Source organism: Lacrimispora struthionigena, from assembly GCF_048627165.1.
Taxonomy (GTDB): domain Bacteria; phylum Bacillota; class Clostridia; order Lachnospirales; family Lachnospiraceae; genus Lacrimispora.
In genome coordinates this window covers 1,322,790-1,340,724 of record NZ_JBMBWP010000002.1, presented here as the reverse complement: position 1 = coordinate 1,340,724, position 17,935 = coordinate 1,322,790, and the positions used below count along the sequence as shown (strand labels likewise).

The 17,935-nt window shown below is 43.6% G+C and carries 18 protein-coding genes; 17 read left to right on the top strand and 1 reads right to left on the bottom strand.

Annotated features, from left to right (window positions below; all coding sequences use genetic code 11):
- Window positions 1–4 precede the first annotated feature (4 nt).
- The 5 genes from feoB to ACOAOT_RS15355 all read left to right on the top strand — a co-directional run bounded on the left by feoB (window position 5) and on the right by ACOAOT_RS15355 (window position 5,101).
- The gene (gene feoB, locus ACOAOT_RS15375; protein WP_420217794.1) at window positions 5–2,188 is read left to right on the top strand and encodes a ferrous iron transport protein B; all 2,184 of its coding nucleotides are present in this window, start codon (window positions 5–7) and stop codon (window positions 2,186–2,188) included.
- Window positions 2,189–2,247: 59 nt separating this feature from the next.
- A complete protein-coding gene (locus ACOAOT_RS15370) occupies window positions 2,248–2,385 on the top strand; it encodes a FeoB-associated Cys-rich membrane protein (protein WP_420217793.1) in 138 nt (45 codons plus the stop codon).
- Window positions 2,386–2,439: 54 nt separating this feature from the next.
- Window positions 2,440–2,931: a transcriptional repressor gene (locus tag ACOAOT_RS15365; protein WP_104436549.1), complete on the top strand. Its 492-nt coding sequence runs from the start codon at window positions 2,440–2,442 to the stop codon at window positions 2,929–2,931.
- Between the two features lie 45 nt (window positions 2,932–2,976).
- Entirely contained in the window at window positions 2,977–3,591 is a 615-nt protein-coding gene (locus ACOAOT_RS15360; RefSeq protein ID WP_420217792.1) for an HD-GYP domain-containing protein, read from the top strand.
- A gap of 100 nt (window positions 3,592–3,691) precedes the next feature.
- Entirely contained in the window at window positions 3,692–5,101 is a 1,410-nt protein-coding gene (locus ACOAOT_RS15355; RefSeq protein WP_420217791.1) for a L,D-transpeptidase family protein, read from the top strand.
- A 58-nt stretch (window positions 5,102–5,159) separates the two neighbouring features.
- Here ACOAOT_RS15355 and ACOAOT_RS15350 read toward each other — a convergent pair whose 3' ends face one another.
- Window positions 5,160–5,663, bottom strand: coding sequence for a hypothetical protein (locus ACOAOT_RS15350; RefSeq protein WP_420217790.1), 504 nt, complete (start codon window positions 5,661–5,663; stop codon window positions 5,160–5,162).
- Window positions 5,664–5,854: 191 nt separating this feature from the next.
- Between ACOAOT_RS15350 and ACOAOT_RS15345 the strand changes: the two genes are divergently transcribed.
- The 12 genes from ACOAOT_RS15345 (at window position 5,855) to ACOAOT_RS15290 (ending at window position 17,918) form a co-directional block, all read left to right on the top strand.
- Window positions 5,855–7,558: a L,D-transpeptidase family protein gene (locus ACOAOT_RS15345; RefSeq protein ID WP_420217789.1), complete on the top strand. Its 1,704-nt coding sequence runs from the start codon at window positions 5,855–5,857 to the stop codon at window positions 7,556–7,558.
- Between the two features lie 15 nt (window positions 7,559–7,573).
- Entirely contained in the window at window positions 7,574–7,849 is a 276-nt protein-coding gene (locus ACOAOT_RS15340) for a GNAT family acetyltransferase (protein WP_349667113.1), read from the top strand.
- A gap of 112 nt (window positions 7,850–7,961) precedes the next feature.
- Entirely contained in the window at window positions 7,962–8,708 is a 747-nt protein-coding gene (locus ACOAOT_RS15335; RefSeq protein ID WP_420217788.1) for a nucleoside phosphorylase, read from the top strand.
- A gap of 14 nt (window positions 8,709–8,722) precedes the next feature.
- Window positions 8,723–9,325, top strand: coding sequence for an ECF transporter S component (locus tag ACOAOT_RS15330; protein ID WP_420217787.1), 603 nt, complete (start codon window positions 8,723–8,725; stop codon window positions 9,323–9,325).
- 16 nt (window positions 9,326–9,341) lie between these two features.
- The gene (locus ACOAOT_RS15325) at window positions 9,342–10,118 is read left to right on the top strand and encodes an energy-coupling factor transporter transmembrane component T family protein (protein WP_420217786.1); all 777 of its coding nucleotides are present in this window, start codon (window positions 9,342–9,344) and stop codon (window positions 10,116–10,118) included.
- The gene (locus tag ACOAOT_RS15320) at window positions 10,105–11,796 is read left to right on the top strand and encodes an ABC transporter ATP-binding protein (protein ID WP_420217785.1); all 1,692 of its coding nucleotides are present in this window, start codon (window positions 10,105–10,107) and stop codon (window positions 11,794–11,796) included. The genes ACOAOT_RS15325 and ACOAOT_RS15320 overlap by 14 nt, the downstream gene beginning before the upstream one ends.
- A 6-nt stretch (window positions 11,797–11,802) precedes the next feature.
- A complete protein-coding gene (locus ACOAOT_RS15315) occupies window positions 11,803–12,321 on the top strand; it encodes a transcription repressor NadR (RefSeq protein WP_420217784.1) in 519 nt (172 codons plus the stop codon).
- A gap of 84 nt (window positions 12,322–12,405) precedes the next feature.
- The gene (locus ACOAOT_RS15310; RefSeq protein WP_420217783.1) at window positions 12,406–14,079 is read left to right on the top strand and encodes a glutamine--tRNA ligase/YqeY domain fusion protein; all 1,674 of its coding nucleotides are present in this window, start codon (window positions 12,406–12,408) and stop codon (window positions 14,077–14,079) included.
- A gap of 86 nt (window positions 14,080–14,165) precedes the next feature.
- Window positions 14,166–15,608, top strand: a complete 1,443-nt coding sequence (gene pdxR, locus ACOAOT_RS15305; RefSeq protein WP_420217782.1) for a MocR-like pyridoxine biosynthesis transcription factor PdxR — start codon at window positions 14,166–14,168, stop codon at window positions 15,606–15,608.
- Window positions 15,605–16,510 carry an MORN repeat-containing protein gene (locus ACOAOT_RS15300; protein WP_420217781.1) on the top strand — a complete coding sequence of 302 codons (906 nt, stop codon included), beginning with the start codon at window positions 15,605–15,607 and terminating at the stop codon, window positions 16,508–16,510. The genes pdxR and ACOAOT_RS15300 overlap by 4 nt, the downstream gene beginning before the upstream one ends.
- Window positions 16,507–17,496, top strand: coding sequence for an AraC family transcriptional regulator (locus tag ACOAOT_RS15295; protein WP_420217780.1), 990 nt, complete (start codon window positions 16,507–16,509; stop codon window positions 17,494–17,496). The genes ACOAOT_RS15300 and ACOAOT_RS15295 overlap by 4 nt, the downstream gene beginning before the upstream one ends.
- 188 nt (window positions 17,497–17,684) lie before the next feature.
- A complete protein-coding gene (locus ACOAOT_RS15290) occupies window positions 17,685–17,918 on the top strand; it encodes a hypothetical protein (RefSeq protein WP_349672002.1) in 234 nt (77 codons plus the stop codon).
- Window positions 17,919–17,935 lie beyond the last annotated feature (17 nt).

Here is a 17,935-nt window from a genome sequence, read left to right as displayed (position 1 = left end):
GAGTATGTCAATTAAAATTGCATTAGCAGGTAATCCCAACTGCGGAAAGACGACGTTGTTTAATGCACTGACGGGATCAAATCAGTTTGTGGGGAACTGGCCAGGCGTTACCGTAGAGAAAAAAGAAGGAAAGTTAAAAGGTCATAAAGACGTCATTATCATGGACCTTCCAGGCATCTATTCCCTCTCTCCTTACACACTGGAAGAAGTGGTAGCGAGAAATTATCTGATCGGAGAACGGCCTGATGCGATTTTAAATATCGTAGACGGTACCAACATAGAACGTAATTTATATTTATCCACCCAGCTTATGGAACTTGGAATTCCCGTTATCATGGCAGTAAACATGATGGATATCGTGGAAAAGAGCGGGGATAAAATTCATATAAATAAATTAAGCGAAAAGCTTGGCTGTGAGGTTGTGGAAATTTCTGCACTGAAGGGCACTGGAATCCAGAAGGCTGCTGAAAAAGCAGTAGCGATTGCTAACCAGAAAAATAACAGACCACCAGTACATAAATTTGCAGCAGAAGTGGAGTCAGTTCTGGATTCCATCGAAGACAAACTTGGAAATGATGTTCCCGAGGAACAGAGACGTTTCTTTGCCATTAAGCTTCTGGAAAAGGATGAAAAGATCCAGTCTCAGATGAAGCGTGTACCTGATGTAACGGAAGAGATCACAAAGATTGAACGGGAACTGGATGACGATACAGAGAGTATTATTACTAATGAGCGTTATGTATATATCTCTTCTATCATCGATCAGTGTTTAACAAGAAGCATGAAAAATAAACTAACGATTTCCGATAAAATCGACCGGATCGTTACTAACCGGTTTCTGGCTCTGCCCATCTTTGCAGCCGTGATGTTTATTGTCTATTATGCTTCTGTTACAACAGTGGGTTCCTGGGCAACTGATTGGGTGAATGACAGTCTTTTCGGTGACGAGATGAATCTTTTCGGTCTTCAGCTTCCTGGCATACCAGTCATTGCTGAGAGCTTTTTAACTGCAATTGGCTGCGCAGACTGGCTCCAGGGTCTGTTAGTAAACGGAATTATTGCAGGTGTGGGTGCAGTTCTTGGTTTTGTACCTCAGATGCTGGTACTTTTTATCTTCCTTGCATTTTTGGAGAGCTGCGGTTATATGGCACGCGTTGCGTTTATTATGGACCGCGTATTCCGTAAATTCGGTCTTTCCGGTAAGTCTTTTATTCCCATGCTGATCGGCAGTGGCTGCGGCGTACCTGGTATTATGGCATCACGTACTATTGAAAATGATCGTGACCGTAAGATGACAATTATGACAACAACCTTTATTCCCTGTGGAGCCAAGCTTCCAATTATTGCACTGATTGCTGGCGCACTTTTTGATGGAGCTTCCTGGGTTGCACCAAGTGCATATTTCGTAGGAATTGCAGCAATTATCTGTTCCGGTATCATTTTAAAAAAGACTAAAATGTTTGCTGGTGATCCGGCGCCTTTCGTTATGGAGCTCCCCGCTTACCATATGCCAACAGTTATAAATGTTTTAAGAAGTATGTGGGAACGCGGCTGGTCCTTTATTAAGAAAGCAGGAACAATCATTTTATTATCTACTATCGTTGTATGGTTTGCTTCCTATTTTGGCTGGGTAGACGGTCAGTTTAGAATGCTGGAAGCAATGGAACTTGACCACAGCATCCTGGCTAAGCTGGGAAGTACAATCAGCTGGATCTTCGTTCCTCTTGGCTGGGGAAACTGGAAATCTGCAGTAGCAGCCATCACAGGACTGGTAGCAAAAGAAAACGTAGTTGGAACCTTTGGTATTCTCTACGGCTTTGCTGAAGTTGCAGAAGATGGTTCTGAGATCTGGGGTACTCTTGCAGGCAGTATGACAGCAGTTGCTGCGTATTCTTTCCTTGTATTTAATCTTCTCTGCGCACCTTGCTTTGCAGCAATGGGAGCCATTAAACGTGAGATGAATAACACCAGATGGTTTTGGTTTGCAGTTGGATATCAGACACTTCTGGCATATATAGTAGCGCTTTGTGTCTATCAGGTGGGAACTTTAATCACCACAGGATCCTTTGGATTCTTTACTGTAGTGGCATTTGCACTGATTGCAGGCTTTATCTATCTGCTTGTCAGACCTGAAAAAGCAAAAAGTGAATCTAAAGTAAAATTAACAAGTATAGCCGGAGCAAAATAATCCGGTAATCATATGAGCCTGCATGGTTTATGCAGGCTCAAGATATCAGGAGGTATCATATGGGAACATTAGCAGTATCAGCAGTTGTCATCGGAGTGGTGGCACTGATTATCAGAAGCATGATTCGGGATAAGAAAAACGGAAAATCCATTCAGTGCGGCGGACAGTGCAAGGATTGTGGCGGACATTGCCACTAAGAGACTGGTATCTGTTTTTCGTACTATATTATACGTCTTAATGGAGGTGCCAAAATGGAAATGCACACAAACATGATTGAAAAAAGAAAAGTAGCTGATTCCAGAAGTTATCATAGAACCAGGATGCAGAAGGATCTTATTATTGAACGGCTGAAGGGTAAGGGGTGCAGAATTACAAAGCAGCGCCTCACACTTTTAGATATTATTCTGGAACATGAATGTTCCAGCTGTAAAGAGATCTATTACAAAGCTTCCAGGGTGGATGAGAGCATCGGAGCTGCTACTGTTTATCGTATGGTTAATGTTTTAGAGGAAATCGGAGCCATCAGCAGGAAGAACATGTATAAAATCGCTTACTCTGACACCTGCTCCATGGAAGATGCCTGCACGGTAGTGCTGGATGATGAAACGACTTATCATCTCTCTGCAAAAAACTGGAATTCCGTTGTGAGGGCAGGTTTAACCGCTTGCGGCTATCTGGAAGATCAGAAGATCGCTTCAATTTCGATTAAACCTTGCGGATGTGAGAATGCCGGTTGCTATTAATTACAAGTTAGCTATTGCTAACCAGCAAGGCAGGTAGAAAAGAGCATGAAAAATGAATCAGGATTTGAGTTATGCAGGAACGGCATTGATTATCATGAAATTATTGAATGCATCGTCAGCGCATTAGATGCCAAAGATCCCTATACGGCGGGGCATTCTCAAAGGGTCAGCGATATGGCGCTGGCCCTTTCCGGGTTTTTAAAGCTTGATCGGGAAGAGACGGAGCGAATTCATATTGCCGCTCATCTTCATGATATTGGTAAAATCGGAGTTCCTGATGCAGTATTAAACAAACCGGACAGGCTTTCTCCGGACGAATGGGCAGCCATGAAAAAACACCCTCAGACCGGTGCCCAGATTTTAAGTAAATCCCGTCATTTGAATGAGTTGAAAGACATTGTTCTTCACCACCATGAACGATATGATGGAAAGGGTTATCCTTACGGACTGAGGGGTAATGAAATTCCTGTTGGTTCCAGGATTATCTCAATCTGCGATTCCATTGATGCCATGACCTCAGACAGAGGATACAGGGGTGCATATTCGCTGAAGTATTGTTATGAAGAAATAAAAAGGAATCTGGGCATTCTATACGATCCTGAAATCGGAGCTGTTGCATTGGAACATTGGGCTGATCTGACGAAATATGTGGCGGAATGATTTGTGGATTTTGATACTTGTTATTCTGATAAAATCGTGCTAACCTAGGAGGAAGTGGGATATTTTTCCATAATAACTAATCAGCAAAGGATTTGAATGAATGAGCAGGAGACAGAGTCATGCAGGTACCGTAGGGATAATTGCTTTTCTGACAGCGGTTTTTATGCTGGCAGGAAGTGTGGTTGCACTGGCAGATGATGCTTCTAAGTTTGTGCCCGGAACAAAGATCAACGGAGTTTTGGTGGGAGGTATGACTGTAGAGGAGGCAAAGGTACAGATTGAAGGCTTTTATGGAAGAGAGTATCAGCTTACCATAAAGGCAAAAGGAGGAGCCTCTGAAGTGATTAAGGGATCAGATATCCAGTATCAGGTGGTGATTACCGATGGACTTCAGAATATACTGGCGCAACAAAATAGCAACGGACGTGTGGCAGGTCCTGATATCGACAACAGCAGTGTCCTTAAAAGTACGGTGACCTACCAGGAAGAGAAGCTGAAAGAACGGCTGGATTCTCTTGCCTGTGTCAGCAGCAAGGATATTGTGGTTACTCAGAACGCAAGAATTTCAGCCTGGCAGGAGGGACAGCCCTTCTCTGTCATTGCTGAGGTACAGGGGAACAGCGTAAACAGACAGAAGCTTGATGAGGCGGTGAAAGCTGCATTAACTCAGGAGAACAGACAGCTTAGTCTGGAAGAAAAAAACTGTTATGATACGGTGACCGTCACATCCACCGATTCAGAGCTGGTGGCAAGATGCGCTGCCTTAAATCAGATCAGAGATATGAAAGTCACATATTTATTTGGCAGTCAGTCGGAAGTACTGACCGGAGAACAGCTTTGTACCTGGATCGATGGTGCAGATCAGACAGGAATCCATATAAACGGAACAAAAGCTGCGCAGTACATTCAATCACTGGCTGGCAAATATGATACGGCTGGAAAAGCCAGAGCCTTTAAAGCAACCGATGGAAGAGATCTGTCTCTTTCCGGTGCATATGGATGGCGAATAAACCAGGAAGCGGAGACACAGGCTCTTATGGCTATTATTAAAACAGGCCAGAGCCAGGAGAGGACGCCCCAGTACAGTCTGGCAGCGGCTGACCGTAATGTGGACTGGGGTAGTACTTATGTGGAAGCGGATATGGCAGCCCAGCATGTGTACCTGTATCAGAATGGGAGTGTGGTATGGGATTCTCCCTGTGTAACAGGGAATGTGTCAAAGAAGCTTACCACACCGGAAGGCATCTATACTCTTGCTTATAAGCAGACAGACCGCGTACTGCGGGGAGATAAAAAGCCGGATGGCACTTACGAATATGAGAGCCATGTGGATTACTGGATGCCTTTTAACGGAGGTATCGGTTTTCATGATGCCAGCTGGAGAAGCAAATTTGGAGGAACCATTTACCAGACAGCTGGAAGTCATGGCTGCATTAACCTTCCGCCCCAGAAGGCAAAGGCTCTTTATGGGTTAATTAATACGGGAATCCCTGTTATTTGCCATTATTAATAAAAAAGCTGTCTTACAGCCTGATAGATGGGCGGATAAGACGGCTTTTTTCATGCATTTACTCATCAGAATTACAGAATACGATAATCTTCTGGGGAGTCACTTCCACGGAAGGATTCATGGAATCAGACATGTATAGAATAAAAAGATAGTGATCTCCAGGATTATAAATAAAATTTTGTCCATTGATCAGAAGGACCTGAGTGCTTCCATCTGACGGAATGTTTAGTTTCATTGTCTGATCCACGCTTAGCAGATCTTCATCAAAATAATTCAGTGCGGCCCGGTAGCCGAAGCTGTTTTGTGCCAGAACTACAGCCTGGTACTGGGGAGGATAGATCAAAGGAACCGGAACACTGGTGTCATATATGCCGATAATGGGCTCACCCTGACCAAAGGTGTGCTGTTCCAAAACAAAGGTTTGGGGAGAAACTACAAAATTAATCTGCCCCATGCCTTGAGTATTGACAGAAATAAGTAGGGAGCAGCTGTGGTCAGATACCGTGGTGTAAAAGGGAGTAACGGAACCGACAATTCCGTATACGGTTGAATAATTAGCCATAAATTGGTTCTTTCCGATTGTTCTTACCCATATCTTATGAAAGGCAGGAAGTCAATATGAATTTTCTGGAGATATCAGGTCAAATCGTAATAAAAAAGTCAAGAAATATACCATAAATATTTAGACATATTTCGTTGTTTTACGATATAATTATACCTGAATAAAAAGGCTAGTAAAGAGGTAGGAAATAAATGGAAAAGCAAATGCCCCACAGCAGGAAGAAAAAGTCATTGGGAATCGGGGGTCTGGCTGTAATCGGAGGCGGATCAGTAGCCGTAGTCGCATTAATTGCGGCGCTTACATATTTACAGATGGGCAGACAGTACAAAGAGGTGTTTTTCCCCAACACGATTATTAACGGTATGGATGCATCTAAAAAATCCATTGATGAGGTTAAGAAGATGGTAGCAGCCGGTATTGACGGTTACCAGATTACAATTAAGGAACGGGGGGATAATACCGAGATCATAAAAGGTACTGATATCGGTATGGAAGCAGTGTTTGACGGAAGCGTCGAAAAACTTCTAGAAGAGCAGAATCCTCTGAAATGGGGAGAGCATAATAGCAAATTTCAGAATTTTGATATTGGAACACTGGTAAAATACAATCAGGAGCAGTTTGATGAGGTAGTTTCAAAGCTGGCCTGTTTTCAGGAAGATAAGATAAAAGAACCCCAGGATGCCACTATTTCTCAGTATGAGTCTGGAAAAGGATATCATATTGTTGCAGCAGTAGATGGAAACCGCCCGGATCCGGAGAAGGTAAAATCACTGATTGCAGCAGCTGTTTCGGACTTTAAGACAGAAGTGTCCTTAGAGGATGGTGATGTTTATACAAAACCAAAGATTACGGCAGATAATCCGGATTTAATCAATCAGGTCCAGACCTTAAACCGATATACCAACGTAAAGGTAACCTATAAATTTGGAGATAAGAGAGAAGTATTAAACGGTGATACCATTTCCAAATGGGTGGGAATCGGGGAAGACGGAAAAGCATATTTAAGCAGTTCTGAAGTAACTGCCTATGTAAAAGGTCTGGCCTCCAAGTATGACACTGTATCAAAGGCAAAGACTCTTAATACTTCTTACGGAAAACCGGTAAAAATAACCGGAGGAAGCTATGGGTGGAAGATCAATCAGAGTGCGGAAGCCGATGCGCTGGCAGAAATTATCCGATCCGGAGAAAGTCAGGAAAGGGTGCCTGAATATAAACAGGAGGCGGCAAGCTACGGAGAGAATGATTATGGCAACACCTATGTGGAAGTAAACCTTACCGCACAGCATTTGTATTTTTATAAAGACGGTAAACTGGTACTGGATACGGATTTTGTATCAGGGAATGAATCCAAAGGCTGGTCAACGCCGGCTGGCGTTTACTCCCTTACATATAAGCAGAAAGATGCAACTTTAAAAGGTGAGGATTACAGAACTCCGGTTGCTTACTGGATGCCATTTAACGGTAATATCGGGTTTCATGATGCAACCTGGCGGAAGCAGTTTGGAGGCAGTATTTTTAAAACAAGCGGATCCCATGGTTGTGTAAACCTTCCCCCGGCAATGGCCAAAACTCTCTTCGAAAACATTCCATCTAAAGTACCGGTGCTTTGCTACAACTTACCTGGTACAGAAACAAAGACGACTTCTAATGGAACAACAAAGACGGAAACCGCCGGAACCACACCGACAACAGCTCCAACAACAGCAGCGCCTACCACAGCTGCAACAACGGCTGCGCCCACTACACCAGCGCCTACCACAGCGGCACCTACCACACCAGCAGTAACCACTCCAGCCACTCAGGAAGCGCCTGTTACAAACAATCCACAACAGGAAGTGGGACCAGGTGTTTCCAATTCCACAGGAAAGAAAAAAACAGGTCCGGGCGTTAAATAAGGAGATGATTGATCGATGCTAAAGAAAGAAACCTTTGTTCCAATCCAGTTTTTTAAAAAAGAGGCATATACGGGAAGCATGAATGGGATGCGGTATCGGATTAAAAAGGAAGAAGAAGGACTTGAAGCCACCGTTTACCCCCAGCCATACTGTTACGAAGCAACTGCCGATGAAAAAAAGACGAAAGCAGTGTTTCCTTTTTCAGAGGAAGGAAGGCAGCAGGCACTGGAATGGATTAATCAACAGTTTGTGGAGAAACAGGATCTGTGGGCCGCTGCAGAGAGAAAATAAACAGAGTTATAAAAGGATAGAAAAGAGAGCTGTCTTGTCACCTGACAATTGGTTGACAAGGCAGCTTCTTTGTGTTAAATTCAGAGAATAGAAAAGGAAGGAGATGGTAGTTTTGGCAGAAATTATGCCCCATATCAGGCTGTCAGACAGTCAGGCAGCTCCCTATGCTCTGCTGCCGGGAGATCCTGCCCGATTAGACCGGATTGCTTCCCACCTTACAAATGTGGAGCAGCTTGCTTACAACAGGGAATACCGAAGCATAAAAGGGTTCTATCAAGGAGTACCTGTGATGGCGGTTTCTACGGGAATAGGAGGAGCCTCTGCTGCAATCGCTGTGGAAGAGCTATCCAGAATCGGGGTACGTGGAATGATCCGAATCGGCAGCTGCGGAGCTCTTAAAAAAGGAATCCGCCTTGGAGATTTAATTCTGGTAAATGGAGCTGTCAGAGATGATGGTGCATCGTCCTCCTACGTTGACTCCAAGTACCCTGCAATTCCGGATACAGGTCTTTTGATCGCCTGTATGGAGAGTGCAAAGGCACTGGGGGCAACGGCTCACGTGGGAATTGCCAGAAGTCATGACAGCTTCTACATCGATGAGGAAGAAAAAATCTGCGCTTACTGGTCGGGAAAAGGGGTTCTTGGATCAGACATGGAAACGGCGGCTGTATTTGTAACCGGAGGCTTACGTGGAGTAAAGACTGCCTCCATACTGAATACGGTGGTGGAATTTCAGGAGGAGCTGACGGAACAGATTAACAGCTATACCGACGGCGAATCTGCTATGATGAGAGGGGAACAAATGGAGATCCTGACTGCGCTGGAAGCGTTTGTTCGAATGGATCAGTCAGAATTATGAACGGAGGATTGAAGATGAATCATTTATTTAAAACCAGGTTAAACGCGGCTACTTTTGTTTTGATACCGGCTTGTATCGGAATCAATTATTTAGGAAAACTATTTGCATCTGTTCTAAAACTTCCCCTTTGGCTGGATTCCATCGGTACCTGTATTGGAGGTGTGCTGGGGGGTCCCATAATCGGAGCTGTCTGCGGGGCAGCCAATAATCTGATTTTTGGCTTTACCACCGGTGATTCCATTACTTTGATCTATGCCCTCACCAGTCTTTTAATTGGAGCTGCAGTGGGTATTATGGCAAGGCTGGGTCATATGGAAAAGCTTACAGGAGCAATTCTTACCGCAGTGGCTGCAGGACTGACAGCAGTTGTTATCTCCACTCCTCTAAATGTAATCTTCTGGGGCGGGGCAACCGGCAACGTTTGGGGAGACCTTTTATTTGGCTGGTCCCAGTCTGCTGGACTGCGTGTATTTTTTGGATCATTTCTGGATGAACTGGTTGTCGATGTGCCGGACAAGTTAATTACAGTCCTCATTGTCTTTGCGATTATGAAGGGACTTCCTAAAAAACTCACCTCTCTTTATGATGTGAATGACGAGGTAGAAAGTCTGGATTAAGAAAGGGTTTATTCCTATGAAAAGCATCAGTCTCTACGTAGATAAGGACAGCTATTTAACCAGACTTCACCCCTTTGCCAAGATGGTGTATATCCTGGCAGCCATTAGCGTGCCTCTCATTGGAGGCGCGCTGTGGATGTATGGGCTGTTTCTGGCGATCAGTCTGGGCCTTTTGATCAGCGGAGGAATCCTTAAAAAGGTTTTTCCGCTGATTGCATTTTCATTTACCATTCTCATTACTATTTTTTTGATCCACGGTCTGTTTAATAAAGAGAATGAAACCATTCTGTTTCGAGTGGGAGCCCTGACATTTTACCGGGAAGGTCTTCTTTATGCATGCCGGATCGGTCTGAATATTTTAAATATGCTTCTGGCTTTTGCTGCGTTTGTTCTTACAACCAGACCGGCAGATCTGGTAGACGATTTGGAACAGATGGGATTTTCTCCCAGATTCGGATATATGATCACCTCTGTTTTTCAAATCATTCCTCAGATGATGGGAACCATGAATACTATTTTAGATGCCCAGAGAAGCCGGGGAATGGAAACCGAAGGAAGTTTGTTTACCAGGGCTAAGGCATTTATTCCCCTCATTTCTCCAGTGGTCAGTAGTTCTCTCATCAATACAAGAGAACGGGCGATTGCTCTTGAGGTCAGAGGGTTTGGCTCTAAGAATAAAAAAACATTTTTAAGAGAGCACCGGCTATCAGGAGGGGACAAAGGATTTATGATTCTTATGGCTCTTCTGATTGCTGCCTCGGCTGTCTGGAGGATCGTATATGGCATTCATTGAAGTAAAAGGATTAAAATATAAGTATCCCCATACCAGTAAGCTGGTTCTTGATGGAATTAATTTTGAAGCGGATAAGGGACAGTTTATCGGCATTATCGGTGAAAATCAGGCGGGGAAAAGTACACTCTGCCAGGCATTTGCAGGGCTTGTTCCAACCATGTTCCGTGGGGCGTATGGGGGAAAGGTGATCATTGACGGTGCAGAAGCATCAAAGGTACCAATTGCAGTTCTCTGCCAGAAAGTGGGCCTTGTGTTTCAGAATCCCTTTAATCAGCTGTCCGGTGCGAAAGATACGGTTTTTGAGGAAATTGCCTTTGGACTTCAGAATCTGGGAATTCCAAGAGAAGAGATCGGAAAAAGAGTGGATAAATCGCTGAAGCTCCTGGATATTATTAAATATAAGGACAGGAATCCCTTTGATTTATCAGGGGGTCAGATTCAGAGAGTGGCAATTGCCAGTATTCTTGCCATGGAACCTGAGGTTTTAGTCCTGGATGAGCCCACATCCCAGCTGGATCCTCAAGGCAGCGAAGATGTGTTCCTGGTGGTTGAAAAACTGGCGAAAACAGGAATTACCATTATTATGGTAGAGCAGAAGATGGAAAAGCTGGCGGCTTATTGTGATAAGATACTCCTGCTGCACCGGGGAGTACAGGTGGCTTATGATGTTCCGGAACGTATTTTTTCCAGAGACGATTTAAGGGAGCTTGGAGTGGAGCCTCCCGTCTATACTCAGGTTTCGAAAGCTCTTTCCGTATACAGAAAAGAGGGAGATGAGTTACTTTATCCCGTAACCTTAAAACAGATACAAAACCACAAGGATCAGTTTCCAGTTACTATTTCAAAATCAGGAAGAGAGGGATCTCTTGATAAACTGGGTCAGGATATATTTACCATAAAGGATCTGGGCTTTCATTATATACCCGGCGCTCCGATCATTGAAAACCTCACCCTTTCCCTGGATATAAGGCCAACTGCAGTGATTGGTCAGAACGGTGCCGGAAAAACCACACTGGTTAAGCTGCTTAAGGGACTTTTAAAACCCAAGGCAGGAACCGTACTTCTGGAAGGGGAGGATATATCCGGGCGTACCGTAGCCCAGCTTGCAAAAAAAGTGGGATATGTATTTCAAAATCCCGATGACCAGATTTTTAAGAATCAGGTTTTAGAAGAGGTGATGGTAGGCCCCTTAAACATCGGTATGACAAGAAAAGAAGGGGAACAGCGTGCCAGGGAAGCTCTTGAGATGGTAGGTCTCCTCCATGCTGAGAAAGAAAACCCTTATGATCTGGATTTGTCTGAACGAAAGATGGTAGCAATTGCATCTGTGGTGGCAATGGATCCTAAGGTGCTGATATTAGATGAACCCACCATCGCCCAGGATGCCAGGGGGCGGGAGGTACTGGGGCAGCTGATTCGTACCATGACAGAGAGAGGAAAATTCGTACTGGCAATTCTTCATGATATGGATTTCGTTGCCCGGTATTTTGAACGGGTTATTGTTATGGCAGGAGGAAAGGTGATTTCAGACGGACCGGGAGAGAAGATATTCTATGAGAAAGACACTCTTACAAAAGCCCGGCTGGAACCGCCTCACATCACAAGGCTTTGTGAGATCCTTGGATACGAAGGCACATTTTTGACAACAGAGGACATCAGAAAAATAAGGCAGGAGTAATAAAACGTGGAAGGCAGCAGCAGAAGAAAGAAAATAGTGGAACTGTTAATGGAAGAAGGAAAGCCCATATCCGGAGGAGATTTAGCCCAGAGACTTGGCGTCAGCAGACAGGTGGTGGTACAGGATATTGCACTGTTGCGTGCAGAGAATAAAATGATTCTGTCCACCAATAAAGGCTACCTTCTTAATATGGAAAAGAGAGAAGAGGAACCTTCTTTTGTAAGGATTTTCAGAACCAGTCATAAGACAGAAGATACCCTGGAGGAACTGAATACCATTGTTGATTATGGCGGGAGAATCAGGAACGTGTTCATCGAACACCAGTTATATGGACAGATTGAAGTGGATTTAATTATTAACAACCGTCTGGATGCAGCGGAGTTTATGCAGCATTTAAATTCCTCCAAAGACCAGCCCTTAAATGTACTGACAGGAGGCTGCCATTATCATACGGTAGAGGCAGACTCGGAGAAGAATCTGGATTTTATTGAGGCGGAGCTGAAAAAGAAAGGCTATCTGTTATAGGATAAGACGTTTTCCCCCTTTTCGAATCGTTTGAAGTATGATATGATATTGTATTATTGAAGTGACTGATATGGAGGAAGAAAGATGGAAGATAACAAAGAAGAAATAATTTCTAAAAACTTTATTGAACAGGAGATAGACAAGGATCTTTCAGAAGGCGTTTATAACCATGTGCAGACCAGATTTCCACCGGAGCCAAACGGTTATCTGCATATTGGACATGCCAAATCCATCCTGTTAAACTATGGCCTGGCGAAAAAGTATGGCGGAAAATTCAACCTCCGTTTTGATGATACAAACCCGACAAAAGAAAAGACGGAATTCGTGGAATCTATTATTGAAGATGTGAAATGGCTGGGAGCAGAATTTGATGACAGACTTTACTTTGCTTCCAACTACTTTCAGGAGATGTACGACTGTGCCGTTCTTTTAATTAAGAAGGGAAAGGCGTTTGTCTGTGATTTAACTGCAGATGAAATAAGGGAGTACCGTGGAGATTTTAAAACTCCTGGTAAGGAGAGCCCTTACAGAAACCGGAGTGTGGAAGAGAACTTAAAGATGTTTGAAGAGATGAAGGACGGTAAATACAAGGACGGCGAAAAGGTTTTAAGAGCCAGAATTGATATGTCATCTCCCAACATCAACATGCGTGATCCGGTTATCTACCGTGTGGCACGTATGACCCATCATAACACCGGGGATACATGGTGTATCTACCCTATGTATGATTTTGCACATCCAATTGAAGATGCCATTGAACATATTACCCACTCCATCTGTACACTGGAATTTGAAGATCACAGACCGCTTTATGACTGGGTAGTAAAAGAGTGTGAATTTGAAAACCCTCCCCGACAGATAGAATTTGCAAAGCTTTATCTGACCAATGTGGTAACTGGAAAGCGTTACATCAAAAAGCTTGTTGAAGATAACATCGTTGACGGTTGGGAAGATCCAAGACTGGTATCCATCGCAGCATTAAGAAGAAGAGGCTATACGCCGGAATCCCTTCGTATGTTTGTTGATTTAGTAGGTGTTTCCAAGGCAAACAGCTCTGTTGACTACGCGATGTTAGAGTACTGCATCAGGGAAGATTTAAAACTGAAAAGACCCAGAATGATGGCGATTTTAGACCCAATCAAGCTGGTTATTGATAATTATCCGGAAGATACCACGGAGTATCTTGATGTAGCCAATAACCTGGAGAATCCGGAACTGGGTGAGAGAAAAGTTCCATTTGGAAAAGAACTTTACATCGAACGGGAAGATTTTATGGAAGAGCCCATTAAAAAGTACTTCCGTCTATTCCCAGGCAATGAAGTCCGCCTCATGAACGCTTATTTTGTGACCTGTACCGGCTGCGAAAAAGATGAGAACGGCAATGTAACCGTTGTTCACTGCACTTATGACCCGGAGACAAAGAGTGGTTCCGGATTTGAGGGCAGAAAGGTGAAAGGAACCATTCACTGGGTAGCTGCTTCAACTGCACAGAAAGTGGAGTGCCGCTTATATGAGAACATCGTGGACGAAGAAAAAGGAAAGTTAAACGAAGACGGAAGCTTAAACATAAATCCCAATTCCCTGACTGTTTTAAAGAACTGTTATGTGGAGCCCAGCTTTGAAGGAGCCAGGGCATATGACAGCTACCAGTTTGTAAGAAACGGCTTCTTCTGTGTTGACTGCAAGGACAGCACACCGGAGCATCTGGTATTCAACCGGATTGTATCCTTAAAGAGTTCTTTTAAAATTGGAAAATAGTACAGCTGAACAAAAATGCCGCATGACCGCAAGATAAGGGACGTGCGGCATTTTTTCCTATCCGGTAAAGGAGGATTGTTGTTACCATGGAACTGATGATACCTTTAAAGAACCAGCCAGGCTGGCCTTATTACAGCCAGATTTACAGTTACATTAAGAATGAAATTGTAAAAGGCAATCTAAAGCCTGCGGTCCGCCTCCCCTCCACCAGACTTTTGGCGGAGCATTTAAAAGTCAGCAGAAGTACTACCCAGATGGCCTACGAGCAGCTTTTATCAGAAGGCTATATTGAGTCGGTTCCCTGCCGTGGTTATTTTGTATTGAAAATTGACGGACTCATTCATACCGGACAGGAGACTTTAAAAAGCCAGCCCTCTTTTTTTACTGCTGCAAAAGAGGAAGGGGAGAAAAAGAACTGGGCTGTGGATTTTTCCCCAAGAGGAATTGATCTTTGTAATTTTCCCTTTAATACATGGAGGCGGATATCAAAAAATACGCTGATCGATGATAACAGAGAGATCTTCGCAGCGGGAGATCCCCAGGGAGAATATCTGTTTCGGGAAGCAATCCGTTCCTATCTTCATTCTGCCAGAGGCGTTAACTGTCTCCCGGAACAGATCATTGTAGGTGCAGGAAGCGAATATCTTCTGATGCTCCTGTCCCAGATTCTGGGAAGGGACAGAACCATCGCCATGGAAAATCCCACTTACAGACAGGCATACCGGGTGTTTGATAGTCTTAAGTATCAGGTGGTACCTGTTGATATGGATCAGTCGGGAATGGATGTCTCGCTGCTTGAAAAAAGCGGTGCAGATATTGCCTATGTCATGCCCTCTCATCAGTATCCCACTGGAATCATTATGCCGGTAAAACGAAGACAGGAGCTGCTTGCATGGGCGTATGAACAGGAGAACCGGTATTTAATTGAGGATGATTACGACAGTGAGTTCCGTTATAAGGGAAAGCCGATTCCTGCCCTGCAGGGTATGGATGACAGGGAGCGGGTGATTTACTGCGGAACCTTTTCCAAATCCATTGCTCCAGCCATCCGTGTCAGTTACGTGGTATTACCCATTCCCCTGTACCAGATTTATCAGAAACAGATCAGTTTCTATGCTTCCACAGTATCAAGAATTGATCAGAACATATTGTATCAGTTCCTGTCTGAGGGACATTATGAGCGCCATTTAAACCGAATGAGAGCCGTTTATAAATCCAAGCATGATGTGTTAACTGCCGGTTTAAAGTCCTTTGAAGATCAGTTTTTAATTGGGGGAGAGCATGCAGGACTTCATCTGCTGCTGACAGACCAGAAGGGAAGAAGCGAGGAAGAACTGGTTTTAAGGGCAGAGAAGAAAAACGTAAAAGTATATGGTTTGTCCGGATCCTTTATTCATAAGGAACATAACAAATATCCACCTACGGTCATTCTTGGATTTGCAAATTTGACTGAGACGGAAATACAAAAAGGGATTGCTCTTTTAAAAGAAGCCTGGTCGGTTGACGGCAGTAAGGGGGGAAGTTCGTGAATTATGATGGAAACAAAGCCAGAAGAGAAGAAAATATAAGAATTGGCGTCACCATTGCCCTGGTATCTCTGTTGATGCTTCTTTTAAGTGTGGCAGGAACCATAAGAAACAGTAAGGAAGTACAGAATAAGGATAAACAGCTTAAGAAGTCAGAGTTGTCTCAGATTCAGGAAAAAGATGTACCACCGCCAGAAACGGCGGTTACAGAAATGAAGGATGCGGGAATTTCTCTCACTGCGGCCAATCGTGAATTTCTAGAAGGGCTGAGCGGCAGATTGAAAGACGGGGATCTGGAAGGAGCTGCAAGGTTAATAGAAGCAAATGGTGATTCTATTGCCCAATTTCCCTGTATGTATTCAGAAGAGATGTTAAAGCGTGAAATCAAGGATGGAACTGGAATCGTATTTCTAAAGCCCACTGTTGTATTTTATGGAGATTTTAAGAATGGAATGCCGGATGGAACTGTTTCGGCCATCTCAGTCCTTAGTCTGGAAGAAGGCAAACGGTATGATTATTCCTATGGAAGCTGGAAGAATGGAAAGATGAACGGCAGCGGTGAATGCGGTTACCGCTATTATGATGGAGTGACTCAGGATATTACTGTTAAAACCTCTAAAAACGGGATGTTTCAGGAGGATCTCATGCAGGGAGACATCACCTATTCCAGTACCAACAGGCAGGGAGAGACCGCTGTGTGGCAGTTTCAGACGAAAGACGGAGTGATTGTATTAAATGACCGGTGGATCAAGGAAACAGATGCAAAGGGGGCAGTGATTTATAAACTCCTTGCCAATGGAGAAAAGGACCACGCCTATGCTCTTGGTGAACGGGCCATAGGTGAGGATCGATGGAGAAACTTAATTTTGTTCTCCCAAATGGAAGGAGGAGGCACCAGTCAGTGAATCAGGAGATTATAAACCGTCTTGCAGTGATTACCGATGAGGAACGGGAGATCATAAACGGCCGGACGGAAATCGATCGGAAGCGGTATACAGAGGGGCAGGAGCTGGTGATCGACAGCAGAAAGATGTTAGAGCATGGTAAAATGATTCGCATCAGACCTCATACCAGATTTGTCCATTTCCCAAGACATAAACATAATTATATAGAAGTGATTTATATGTGCCAGGGAGAGACCACCCATCGGATTGACGGAGAAGAGGTGGTATTAAAAACCGGGGAACTGCTGTTTTTAAATCAGCATGCAACCCAGGAAATACTTCCTGCAGGTGAGGGAGATATTGCTGTTAATTTTATCATTCTTCCGGAGTTTTTTGATACTGCTTTTCAGATGATGGGAGAGGAGAAGAACCTTTTAAGAGATTTTCTGGTAGGCAGTCTTTGCTTTGATCCACGCTATGCCAGTTACCTGCATTTTCAGGTGGCTGACGTTCTTCCAGTACAGAATCTGGTGGAAAATATGGTATGGACTCTGCTCAATGACCAGCCAAATAAAAGAAGCATCAATCAGGTTACAATGGGGCTTTTATTTCTTCAACTCATGCACTACACCGATAAGATCAGCCATACAACAGAAAGTTTTGACCAGAAGCTGACTTTTCAGGTTTTAAAATTCATCGATGAAAATTATAAAGATGGGGAACTGACAGAACTTGCAGCCAGCTTAAACTACAATATTTACTGGCTGAGCAAAGCCGTAAAACGTCTCACCGGCCGGACGTTTAAGGAACTCATTCAGATTAAGCGGCTGAATCAGGCTTCTTTTCTTCTTCTGAATACCAGACTTTCTATCACGGATATATCGATTGCAGTAGGATATGACAATACCAGTTATTTTCATCGTATTTTCCGGAATTACTATGGCATGTCTCCAAAAGAATACAGGGATAAGAATGTAACGCTGCCATTCCCCGATGGGAAGAGATAACAGTATTAAGCAGTATCTCTTCTCTTCTTTATAACGGATGAAAAAACGGAAGTGATGCTTTAAAATGAAAAAAAGAAAACAAATATAATTTATTAATAACTTGTATTTTTGTAATATTGAAAATCATTTCTGCATATACTTGGTTATATATGGTTAATTAAATAATATCTGTAAAGGAGAGGACCAATATGCCAAGAGGAGTCAGAAAAACAGCGCTTGAAAAACTTCAGGAAGAGTTAACGGAAGTGCAGGAATCCATCAAGCAGTATAAGGAAAGTCTTGTTACACTGGATGAAAAGGAAAAAGAAATTCAGGATAAAATAAAGCTGGAACAGTTTAAGGAAGTATCCACAATACTGGACGAGCACGAAATGTCTATTATGGATTTAAAAGAATTACTTATTTCTTCCAAGGCTGAGTAGGTAGATTAAAAGCAATT

What these genes read in the sequence shown, in the direction of transcription:
- ACOAOT_RS15360 (WP_420217792.1), top strand. Translation starts at nt 2,977, where the DNA reads ATGAAAAATGAATCAGGATTTGAGTTATGCAGGAACGGCATTGATTAT.
- ACOAOT_RS15310 (WP_420217783.1), top strand. Translation starts at nt 12,406, where the DNA reads ATGGAAGATAACAAAGAAGAAATAATTTCTAAAAACTTTATTGAACAG.
- ACOAOT_RS15350 (WP_420217790.1), bottom strand. Translation starts at nt 5,663, where the DNA reads ATGGCTAATTATTCAACCGTATACGGAATTGTCGGTTCCGTTACTCCC.
- ACOAOT_RS15290 (WP_349672002.1), top strand. Translation starts at nt 17,685, where the DNA reads ATGCCAAGAGGAGTCAGAAAAACAGCGCTTGAAAAACTTCAGGAAGAG.
- ACOAOT_RS15340 (WP_349667113.1), top strand. Translation starts at nt 7,574, where the DNA reads ATGCTAAAGAAAGAAACCTTTGTTCCAATCCAGTTTTTTAAAAAAGAG.
- ACOAOT_RS15320 (WP_420217785.1), top strand. Translation starts at nt 10,105, where the DNA reads ATGGCATTCATTGAAGTAAAAGGATTAAAATATAAGTATCCCCATACC.
- ACOAOT_RS15330 (WP_420217787.1), top strand. Translation starts at nt 8,723, where the DNA reads ATGAATCATTTATTTAAAACCAGGTTAAACGCGGCTACTTTTGTTTTG.
- pdxR (WP_420217782.1), top strand. Translation starts at nt 14,166, where the DNA reads ATGGAACTGATGATACCTTTAAAGAACCAGCCAGGCTGGCCTTATTAC.
- ACOAOT_RS15370 (WP_420217793.1), top strand. Translation starts at nt 2,248, where the DNA reads ATGGGAACATTAGCAGTATCAGCAGTTGTCATCGGAGTGGTGGCACTG.
- ACOAOT_RS15355 (WP_420217791.1), top strand. Translation starts at nt 3,692, where the DNA reads ATGAGCAGGAGACAGAGTCATGCAGGTACCGTAGGGATAATTGCTTTT.
- feoB (WP_420217794.1), top strand. Translation starts at nt 5, where the DNA reads ATGTCAATTAAAATTGCATTAGCAGGTAATCCCAACTGCGGAAAGACG.
- ACOAOT_RS15325 (WP_420217786.1), top strand. Translation starts at nt 9,342, where the DNA reads ATGAAAAGCATCAGTCTCTACGTAGATAAGGACAGCTATTTAACCAGA.
- ACOAOT_RS15365 (WP_104436549.1), top strand. Translation starts at nt 2,440, where the DNA reads ATGGAAATGCACACAAACATGATTGAAAAAAGAAAAGTAGCTGATTCC.
- ACOAOT_RS15345 (WP_420217789.1), top strand. Translation starts at nt 5,855, where the DNA reads ATGGAAAAGCAAATGCCCCACAGCAGGAAGAAAAAGTCATTGGGAATC.